The sequence below is a fragment of the Vibrio fujianensis genome, assembly GCF_002749895.1.
Classification (GTDB): domain Bacteria; phylum Pseudomonadota; class Gammaproteobacteria; order Enterobacterales; family Vibrionaceae; genus Vibrio; species Vibrio fujianensis.
In genome coordinates, this window is the sequence record NZ_NBUS01000041.1 from 235127 (window position 1) to 245469 (window position 10343).

At 41.4% G+C, this 10343-nt stretch carries 10 protein-coding genes and 1 pseudogene; 4 read left to right on the forward strand and 7 right to left on the reverse strand.

Annotated features, from left to right (window positions below):
• The first annotated feature begins 138 nt into the window (after positions 1–138).
• Positions 139–774 (forward strand): hypothetical protein, encoded by a 636-nt coding sequence (locus B7C60_RS08325; RefSeq protein ID WP_099611345.1) that lies wholly within the window; start codon positions 139–141, stop codon positions 772–774.
• Positions 775–931: 157 nt separating this feature from the next.
• Here B7C60_RS08325 and B7C60_RS08330 read toward each other — a convergent pair whose 3' ends face one another.
• The 6 genes and pseudogenes from B7C60_RS08330 to B7C60_RS08350 form a co-directional block, all read right to left on the reverse strand.
• Positions 932–1318, reverse strand: a complete 387-nt coding sequence (locus tag B7C60_RS08330) for a CBS domain-containing protein (protein ID WP_099611249.1) — start codon at positions 1316–1318, stop codon at positions 932–934.
• 11 nt (positions 1319–1329) lie between these two features.
• The gene (locus tag B7C60_RS08335; protein WP_099611250.1) at positions 1330–1695 is read right to left on the reverse strand and encodes a transcriptional regulator; all 366 of its coding nucleotides are present in this window, start codon (positions 1693–1695) and stop codon (positions 1330–1332) included.
• Complete coding sequence (locus B7C60_RS18485; protein ID WP_237665841.1) at positions 1692–2384, reverse strand: DUF1538 domain-containing protein; 693 nt, start codon at positions 2382–2384, stop codon at positions 1692–1694. The genes B7C60_RS08335 and B7C60_RS18485 overlap by 4 nt, the downstream gene beginning before the upstream one ends.
• A 111-nt stretch (positions 2385–2495) precedes the next feature.
• Positions 2496–3230: pseudogene (locus B7C60_RS18490) on the reverse strand (DUF1538 domain-containing protein); the annotation flags it as partial.
• 186 nt (positions 3231–3416) lie between these two features.
• Positions 3417–4592 (reverse strand): Gfo/Idh/MocA family protein, encoded by a 1176-nt coding sequence (locus tag B7C60_RS08345; protein ID WP_099611252.1) that lies wholly within the window; start codon positions 4590–4592, stop codon positions 3417–3419.
• Between the two features lie 91 nt (positions 4593–4683).
• Positions 4684–6063, reverse strand: coding sequence for a GntP family permease (locus tag B7C60_RS08350; RefSeq protein ID WP_099611253.1), 1380 nt, complete (start codon positions 6061–6063; stop codon positions 4684–4686).
• A gap of 303 nt (positions 6064–6366) precedes the next feature.
• Between B7C60_RS08350 and B7C60_RS08355 the strand changes: the two genes are divergently transcribed.
• From B7C60_RS08355 to B7C60_RS08365, 3 genes are all read left to right on the forward strand, one after another.
• The gene (locus B7C60_RS08355; RefSeq protein ID WP_099611254.1) at positions 6367–7539 is read left to right on the forward strand and encodes an iron-containing alcohol dehydrogenase; all 1173 of its coding nucleotides are present in this window, start codon (positions 6367–6369) and stop codon (positions 7537–7539) included.
• Positions 7540–7667: 128 nt separating this feature from the next.
• On the forward strand, positions 7668–8516 hold the full coding sequence (locus tag B7C60_RS08360; RefSeq protein WP_216639314.1) for a type 2 periplasmic-binding domain-containing protein: 849 nt from the start codon (positions 7668–7670) through the stop codon (positions 8514–8516).
• Positions 8517–8526: 10 nt separating this feature from the next.
• Positions 8527–10020, forward strand: coding sequence for a methyl-accepting chemotaxis protein (locus B7C60_RS08365; RefSeq protein WP_099611255.1), 1494 nt, complete (start codon positions 8527–8529; stop codon positions 10018–10020).
• Positions 10021–10096: 76 nt separating this feature from the next.
• On the opposite strand, the gene B7C60_RS18495 is transcribed toward B7C60_RS08365, so the two are convergent.
• Positions 10097–10343, reverse strand: a 247-nt coding sequence (locus tag B7C60_RS18495) for an aldehyde dehydrogenase family protein (RefSeq protein ID WP_245868964.1), incomplete at its 5' end; no start/stop codon positions are given.

Below are 10343 nucleotides of genomic sequence, written 5' to 3' on the forward strand. Positions count from 1 at the left end.
GATTAAGCAATACAAATATCGCGTAAGTTTATGATAGGATTCAGTAAGGTGGATACCCAAACCACACGTGACCAGATGGGAAGATCGGCCTTCCATAAGTCACCAGATTTAGTTGGTGGTACAAAGGAGAAGATTGAATTGCTACTCGATATCCTGACTCAAAGTGTTAATGAATTCCAAGTCGACTGTCTGAAGCTGTGTGAAAAACACTACCCGACCATTCATAACCAAGGAATGAGTGAACATCACCTGGGCCTCGCTTTTGCTCGGCGTTTAGCTCGCACACTGACCGAATTTGGTCATCAATGTGAATATGCCCCACTTGATCTTTTTCCGGTTCATGAGAACCCCCATCACTTTCGCGTCAGCTGTGATAAAGGCACTGTATGGATACTTACTCACCATATGATTAGCGCCGGGAAAACATGCAGAGAAAAGCTTCTTCAAGACATCAGCTTATGGAAACAAGAGTATGCTTATGCGATTCAACCGAATGATTTATTATTACTTTTGACGGATCATTGGATTAGCCGTAGTCAAAAAAGCCGGGAATTATTGCACTGGTGGACAGGACGGTTGCCTGATGAAATCAATGACTACCATACCCAAGGTATTACCCTATACGAAAGTGATTCGCAGTTGATGCAAACGGTAGATAATACATTTAATATCAGCCCTTGCTATGTAAAGTTTGGCCACCCATTAAAACGTTCTAAAAATCAAAAGTTAGTAAGAAAATACATTCAACTTTATGCCGTATTGCAAGGGGCTTAGTTCTCAACCCCTTGAAAGAAAACAACGCTATTGGCCCAAACAACTTGGAGTGACAGGTTAGCAGTACGTGAGTTCCCATCAGTGTAGACAAACGATGCGATTGAGGTGAACGAACGTAGCCAACCGCTGTATCTTCAAGTAGGAAGGGTATTGTCCGTTAATCAATGCGAGAAAGTAACGCATCCATAATATCGTCCATGGTTACAAAACCAAGCAATTGGTTATCATGAAGGACTAATAGCCGCTTAATGTGTTGTTGTACCATTAACGTCGCAACATGCTTTAACGCTAAACTTTCTCCGACAGAGATTGCTGGCTTAGCACACACATCATAGACATTTAACAGATCAATATCACCATCTTCAGAGATCACTGTTTTGACAATATCGGTATAAGTAATTAAACCAAAAGCATCGCTGGCATTTTGCTGCTCCACCACTAGCGATTTAAGTTGATGTTTCTTCATTAAACTCATCGCTTCTCGTAACTTGGCAAAGGGTGAAATCGTCACCACATCACGAACCATTACATCTTTCACTAACATGGCTATTTTCCTTATAATGTCTCTTTTAATTGCTGTTGGAACAGCTGCTGTTCAAATTTATCCAACTGATTGAGATCAATCCCTGCTAAATGTTCTAATCCAATCGTAAACGCTAAACCTTTAGAATCGTCTTCATTGGGCCGCAATAAGGCTTGTAACGATTTTAATATTTGTAAAGAGAGGGACTTTTCTAGCACCATTAATAATACCGATTGACTACCATCGTAAGTTAAACCAAAAAAAGTTTTTCGGGTTTCATTACTGATCCCTCGCCCCGCTAAAACGGTTATACCTCCCGCGCCTTGATCACGAGCAGTATCGATAGCATCTTGTTCCAACTCTTCAGGAACAATGGCAACTAATACGGAAAACTTCATGCTTTCACCTTTGAATATTGAAAAAACCAATGTGTAATAATGGCATACATCATCACGGTAACGATCGGAAAAATAGAGGCAAAGGCAATAAGGCCAAAACCATCAATCAAAACATTACGCCCCTCAATATGAGTCGCCAGCCCGATTCCTAGTGCGGTAATGAGCGGCACGGTCACCTCTGAAGTCGTAACGCCTCCTAAATCATAAGCTAGCGCAATAATATATCGTGGAGCAAAGATTGTGAGTAAAATAACCAGTGAATATCCTGCCATAATAAAATAATGCATTGAACCGCCAATGATGATTCGATGAACTCCAATCGCAATTCCCAATGCAACTCCCAAGGCCACCAAAAGACGAATAGTATTTCCCTTCACTTTACCAGCTGCCGCCTCTTCAGCCTGATGACCAACTGCCAATAACGCAGGCTCGGCCATTGTTGTCGCAAAGCCAATCATGAATGCAAATAAATAAATGTAGAATAATTGTTCCCGTCCGATTAATTGTTCAGCCATGGAACTCCCTATTGGGAAAAGCCCGAGCTTGAGTCCAACCACAAAAGCATATAAACCAATAATGACTAATAAAAAACCAAATACAATTTGCTTAGGATGACTCAAACGTCGGCGTAAAATAAGATATTGGAAAAAAAGGATCGTGATAATAATAGGAAGCACATCCCTCACCATACTGGCTAATTCAAGTAGCGGGGTAAACCATGGTGAGTTTGTCTCTAATTGATGACTCAAGACGGGTAACACAGAATAGCTATCAGGTTGTGAATATACGTAAATACCATAGAGTTGCACGCTGATCATCGGCACCATCACGGCTAAAGCAACTAAACCAAAACCGTCAATAAGAGGATTTCTTCCACGAATTGAACTTGCTAGGCCAATTCCCATCGCCGCAATCAATGGTACAGTAACAATATTGGTGGTTACACCACCGGAGTCATAGGCTAATCCGACGATTTCTTCAGGCGCAAAATACGTGACAGTTACCACTAAAAGGTAACCTATAATCATAAACCAATGTAACGGATACCCCATGATGGTGCGAAAAACGCCTAACGAGATCACTAAACCAACTGAACTGGCCACCAATAATCGCAAAGTTAGTCCGTCAATCCGCCCGTCACTAATCGTTTGCGCTTGCTCAGCCACCGCAATAAGAGCGGGTTCCGCAACAACGGCGGAGAACCCCATTGCAAACCCAAAAGCAAGTAAAATAGAAAGCGAACCGCGACGCGCAAATTGATTGGCAAGGCTTTTACCGACAGGAAATATGCTTAACTCCAAACCTTGTAGGAATAACGCAACCCCTATTGCCACGATAAGCAGTCCAAAAGCCATCGAAGCAACGTTTTCCGGGACTTGACGTAAAATAACCAATTGAAAAAATAGGACAACAGCCACGATGGGGAGTAAATTTTTTACTACATGTAATAAAGCATGATAAAAATCTTTGATAAATAACATCACTCTTCCTGTCGCTGTTAACTCACCCGATAACTTATCAGTAAATTTAGGCATCTATTTGAATATTATATGAGAGGATGTTAAAAACCACACGAATCTTGAACGTTAAACGCTCTGTTTTGTGAATTTACCCCAACAATGATCTTAGAGACGGTTAACAACCCAGAGGTTCGGCATCTGGGTTGAGAACGGTTAGGAAAGTAAGCCCATGTTCACCATAGGCTTACCCGTTAAGGATGATCAATCAACGTCAACCCAAATCGAATGATTGTCGGCCGATTCTACACATGTTTCACAAAACCTAACTCCATTGATTCCCGCTTCAATTCCGGGATACCAAATTGCTTGAGCCGTTTGCGGATCATCACGATCAACAGCATTCATCACTAAAGCAAAACGATGATAAAGGTTAGCCCATGATTCGAAGTAACCTTCTGCATGCCCCCCACCAATTCGGTTAGCAGCAACCCCTGCCACCTCTTTATATAAGTAATCCATATCTCGCTCTAAAATCCGCACCGGTTCTCCCTGCACCTCATAACGCAATTGGTTTGGGTGTTCATCCCACCACTCTATCGAGGCTTTTTGGCCGACAATTCGAATTTTTTGTTGATGCATCGATCCTGCATTCACCGCTGAAGCCCAAAGCGTACCAACCGCACCACCGTCGAATTCCATCATCACATGCGCATTATCTTCCAAAGGTGCACGAGATGGGATGAAGCTTTGACGCATGCAAGAGAGGCGCTTGACGTTAAGTCCGGTCATCATTTCACATAAATAAAATGCATGGGTACCAATATCGCCAATTACATAGGTTGGCCCAGAGACTTCGGGACTCACACGCCACTTTAAACCTGGATTATTTTTTTCATGCTCAATGTTATGAAAACCATGAGCAAACTGCATGGTCACCACCCGAATCTCACCTAAATCGCCTCGTTCGATCATCGCTCGGGCTTGATGAACCATAGGAAAACCAGTGTAGCCATACATCACACCTAATATTCGATTTTTTGCTTGGGCAATAGCTTTCAACTCCTGCGCTTCTTGACTAGTAAAGGTGATTGGCTTTTCACACACGACATGTAAACCCGCTTGTAATGCCGCTTTACAAATTTCGTAATGAGTTGAGTTAGGTGTCGCTATAGAAACAGCTTGAATACCATCTTCTCGTTTCGCTTCTTGCTCAAATAACACGGAATATGAGGGATAACACCGCTCAGGATCTAAGCCAAGATTTCCCCCAAAATCTTGACAACGCTGAGCGTCTAAGTCGAAAGCACCAGCGACTAAAGTAAATAGACCATCTCGCATCGCCGCGCTTCGATGTGAATATCCAATTTGGCTACCACGTCCTCCTCCAACCATCCCCCAACGAATAGGGTGTTCGAATCGTTGCTCTTCATTAAACATGCCTTGTTCCTCCGAGTTGTGTGACGGCATACTCCTAGACGGTGATTTACGCACTATCGCTAGGGTCTGTTGACCTTAAATGATCGGTTTGTTACACCACGCCAAAGGTGGCGAAGATGACCACCACAGCGGTGGCAATCATCGGAATCGCTAATGTACATACAAAAATATCTTTATAAGAATCTCGATGTGTCATGCCACAAATACTAAGCAAAGTAATGACCGCCCCGTTGTGTGGTAAAGAATCCAAACCACCACATGCGATTGAAGCAATTCGATGCAATGCCTCTAAACTGATGCCTAAGTTTGCTGCTTGCTGAATATAAATATCACCGAGTGCATCCAAAGCAATGCTTAGCCCACCTGATGCCGAACCGGTAATTCCAGCCAATAAACTGGTGGACATCGCAAATGACACTAATGGAGAGCCGGGAATGGAAAGAATCATCTCTTTAATTACATCAAAAGAAGATAATGATTTGATCACGTTGCCAAAACCAACAGCAGCTGCGGTATTCATGATGGGCATAATGGCACTTTCTCCGCCTTCGTTGATCGCGTTCCGTGCGTGAGCAATGTGCTTTCGAAAAAGAACTAAAGCCACAATTATCGCCGTAGTTAATGCGATAATCAGGCTCCACATTCCCTTCACTTTTTGTAAGGTTGAATCATAGTCAGACAAATAACTCGCTTCTATATTGGGATAATAAAAAGTCACCAATAAAAAATTAAGCGTAAGCACGATAATAATCGGGATAAACGCTAGTATCGGAGAAGGTAAATGATCAGGCTCATCACTCTCAGTAGCGATGGGGCCGATAGAGTGTCCATAACCTTCACCATTTGCTCTCGCAACCGTTTCTCGTCTCTTTAGCCATAACATACCGAGCCCAAACATCACAATTGCCCCAATTAGCCCGAGCATCGGGCCAGCATAAGCCGTGGTGCCGAAAAAAGGCATCGCAATCGTGTTTTGAATTTGAGGCGATCCCGGCAACGCAGTCATGGTAAAGGTGAACGAACCTAACGCTATAGTTCCCGGAATTAATCGTTTAGGAACATCACTTTCTAGAAATATTTGTGCTGCAATGGGGTAAACAGCAAAAACCACGACAAACATAGACACGCCGCCATAGGTCAGCACCGAAACGGCAAGAACCACCGCTAAAATTGCATTATTTGTTCCTACTTTGGCAGTAATCACTTGAGCAATCGTTTTTGCTGCACCCGAAACGTCCATAATTTTGCCAAACACGGCACCTAATAAAAATGCCGGGAAATACAGCTTTACGTAATTCGCCGCACTCAACATAAAGACTTCGGTGTAACTGGCCATTAAAGGGGTTCCCGCTGAAAATACAGCCGCAAAAAGAGCAAGGATCGGAGCCAACCAGATCACCGACATACCTCGGTAGGCTAAGTACATCAGCATCACCAATGAGAGAATAATTCCAACAATTCCAAGATCCACGATCTACCTCACCACAGAGTCCAAGTTTAGGTTAATTTTTTTAAAACACGACAACATTGAAACATTTATTTCATTTTTGTGGAAGTTTGTTTTATGTATCACGGATCACAATTCTTTCAATCAAAAAAACACTTAAATAAAAATTGTTATTTATCAAAGATATAAAAGCAATTATAGCGAGTGAGCTTGTAATTTGGTTGATTGAAATATTTTTTCCAATCAATTATCTTAAGAAATATAAGTTTCAGTGTTAAGATGATTTTGTGACTATTTTTCAACTTTAAATGAACTGAGGAGTCAGTGATGAGTACCAATATCGTATTGCCAAGAATCATGCACATCGGAAAAGGAGCGGCGATGAAAGTCGTTGAAGTGATGAACGTATTGAAGGTTCACGCTCCTCTTATCGTCACCGATAACATGATGGTTAAGTTAGGTTATGCCGAACAAGTACAGCAAGTTTTACGCCAGTCAGGCATCGAGAGTATGATTTATTCAGAGACGGTCCCTGAACCAACGGTCAGCTCAATCCAAGCTGGTGTTGATTTAGTTCGCTCAAGCCATTTTGATTCTATTATTGCTCTTGGAGGGGGAAGTCCGATAGATAGTGCGAAAGCCATTTCTATTGTCGGTAAATTCGGCGGCCAAGTCCGTGATTATCGATTCCCCAAAAATGTTGCAGATAGCGGTTTGCCAATTATTGCCATTCCTACAACCGCAGGAACTGGCTCAGAAGTAACACGTGTTACCGTGATTACGGACGATCAAAATGATGAAAAAATGCTTTGTATGGGATTGGGATTTATGCCCATGGCTGCTCTGATCGATTATGAATTGACCTTATCATTGCCTCCAAGAGTCACCGCCGATTGTGGATTAGACGCTCTGACTCATGCGATTGAAGCATATGTCAGTCAAAAAGCGAACCCTTTTACCGATGCACAAGCCCTCTCGGCTATCGAATTGATTGGATCTAATTTACGCTACGCTTTCGATGAACCGCATAATGAAGCCGCTCGAGCAGCAATGATGTTAGGTGCAACACTGGCTGGAATTGCATTTTCAAATGCTTCAGTTGCTTTAGTTCATGGAATGAGCCGCCCTATCGGCGCTTTTTTTCATGTGCCCCATGGTTTATCCAATGCCATGCTATTACCAGTGATTACTGAATATTCCATTCCTGCAGCAAACGATCGCTATGCCGATTGTGCGCGAGCCATGGGTGTCGCGCTGTTATCTGATGATAATTCGGTCGCCTGCCAAAAGTTACTCACAGAGCTACGGCTGTTGAATACACATCTTAACGTTCCCTCTCCCTCTTCTTATGGTATTGAGAAAGATAAATTTTTCGATCTTCTACCCACCATGGCCCAGCAAGCATTGGATTCAGGTTCACCACTCAATAATCCCAAAGTTCCTACCATTGAAGAGATGATCGAACTTTACCGCAAGGTATGGATGGAAGGTGAAAGATAAGCGGATTAACCACATCACCATCATTTGAAGTTGCAACGCGAGACTGACCGGTAAATAAACCACACTCGTTTATTGGTTCGTAACCGTTAAGCGCTCGTCCTGCAACTTCAAGTAAAAAGAGAAATGCTATGAAAATCAACCATCTATTGGCTCTATTCGTTATCGTTTTCAATGTTCACTCTGTGACGGCAAAAACCATTACGGTGAATAAGGTGGAAGGCGAAAAAGAACAACTTGCATTTAATATATTGCAATTAGCGCTATCCAAAAGCTCACCTGAATTAAGCATTAAACAGAGTGAGCAAAATTATAATGAAACTCGCCTTGCCGAGGAAATTCAAGCCAATCATATTGATGTAATGTGGGCTGGCGCATCAGCAGAACGAGATGAAAAACTTTTGGCGATACGTATTCCTATTTTTAAAGGGCTTATGGGACACCGAATTTTTATTATTCGCTCAGCCGATCAAGGAAAATTTTCCCAGATAAAAAATCTTACTCAGCTTAAAAAATTTAAAGCGGGGCAAGCCACTTTCTGGGGAGATACACAAGTTCTCAAAAGTGCCGGTTTACCTCTAGTAACCACAATTAAATATAGTAACCTTTTCCGGATGTTAGAAGGTGGACGCTATGATTACTTTCCTCGTGGTGTACTCGAACCTTGGGAAGAAGTTGAACAGCATGCGCATCTAAACTTAACAGTAGAAAAAGAGGTAATGTTGATTTATCCCTTTGCTTTATATTTCTACGTAAATCAAGAAAACCAGCAACTTTATCATCAAATATATTCAGGTTTTATGTCAGCCATCGATGATGGTAGTTTTGATCAGTTATTTTTCAATAGCCAGATCATTAAAGAGGCATTTGCTAAAGCCAATTTAAGTCAACGAACGATTTTACGTATCGATAATCCTTACATGCATTCTGATACACCTTATGCAAATAAAAAACTTTGGCTAGACATCAACCAATTATAGGTCATTCACCATGAATTCAATTCGATATAAATCTATGCTACTTTTGATCATCATTTCATTAGTTGTGATGACATTTGTTTTCTCTGGTAGCTATTTTCTTGCAAAGAATTATTTAGTCAACCAATTAGAACAAGACATTAATGACACAAACCAAACACTCTCTGTTGTATTAAAAGAGCCCCTATTTTCATACGACACTCAATTAATTGATAATATCACTCACTCTTTTGTCAATAATCCTTACCTCTACCAAGTTAAAGCATTTGATCACCGTGATAATCTCATTGGAGAAGCCAAATCTAATGAACTTGCTCCTGCAATATCAGAGTTAAAATCTTTCACATTAAATATTTTATGGGAGGATGGACAAAAGATAGGTTCATTAGTGATTGATTATCGGCTTGATGCAAACAGTGCTATTTTAAGCACGATAAAAAAAATGTTTCTCCTCATTGCCATCCTATTATTATTCTCCTTGCAACTGATTAATTGGGGGGTATTATCAAAATTGGTGATCGCTCCGCTGACTCAAGTCACCGCGGCATTATCTAAAATCGCTCAAGGTGAAGGCGACCTAACCAGCAGGCTAACCATTCGTCATCATGATGAAGTTGGTCAATTAGCCAATGAATTTAATACGTTTATTTCAAACCTTCATGCGTTAGTCACTCGTATTATAGCTTCCACAACAGAGCTAACTTTATGTGCCGAGAAAATTCGCACAAATAGTGAACAAAACAGCCACGAAACACAACAACAATTACGAGAGATAGAACAAGTTGCCACCGCGTTAAGTGAAATGGCTTCGACCTCTCATGAAGTTTCGTTAAATGCTAATAATACAGCAGATAAAACAAGAAGTTGTAATGAACTTGCGGAACAAGGTAACCATGTTGTCCAACAAACTGTTTCTGCAATTCATAAACTCGGCGATGAAATTAATGCCACTTCTAGCACTATTATTGAACTAAAAGAAAAAAGTGATTACATCAGCACAGTATTAGAGGTGATTAAAGGGGTGGCGGATCAAACCAATTTACTGGCTTTAAATGCTGCAATTGAAGCCGCTCGGGCGGGTGAACAAGGACGTGGTTTTGCCGTGGTCGCAGACGAAGTTCGAGCGTTAGCGTTACGGACTCATCATTCCACAGAAGAAATCGAGCAAATCATTCATGATCTTCAAGCCAGTTCAGAAAATGCTAATTCTCAAATGCATGGCACCAGCATAACGTTAAGTCAAACCGTATCAGAATCAGAACAAACCACCCTAGCACTCAATAATATTATTAAACATATTAATGACATTAATGATATGAACACCCAAATCGCAGCAGCAACTGAAGAGCAAACTACGGTCGCGAGCGATATTAGTGAAAAAATTAATACCATTAATGAAAGTACCACATCCGTGACCAATAATGTGGCAGGAGTGCGGCTATTAAGTGAACAATTAGATGAACTTTGTCAACATATTCGTCAAGATTTAAGTAAATTTAAAGTCTAACCGTGAAGCGGATTAGCCAATTAAAAAAATGACCCATAACATGGGTCATTTTTCTAGAAGAATATCGTTGATTCAGTTATTCCATTGTGGGCATTGAGAAAGAACTTATATGTTGCTCTAATCGAACACTGGCAGGCCAACGGCTGGTCACGGTTTTCATCCGAGTATAAAAACGCACACCATCTTGGCCGTGGACATTAAGTGGCCCAAATATAGAGCGCTTCCAACCGCCAAAACTGTGAAAAGCCATCGGAACAGGAATCGGAACGTTTATTCCGACCATCCCTGTATGCACATCTTCACTAAATTGACGAGCCGTTTCA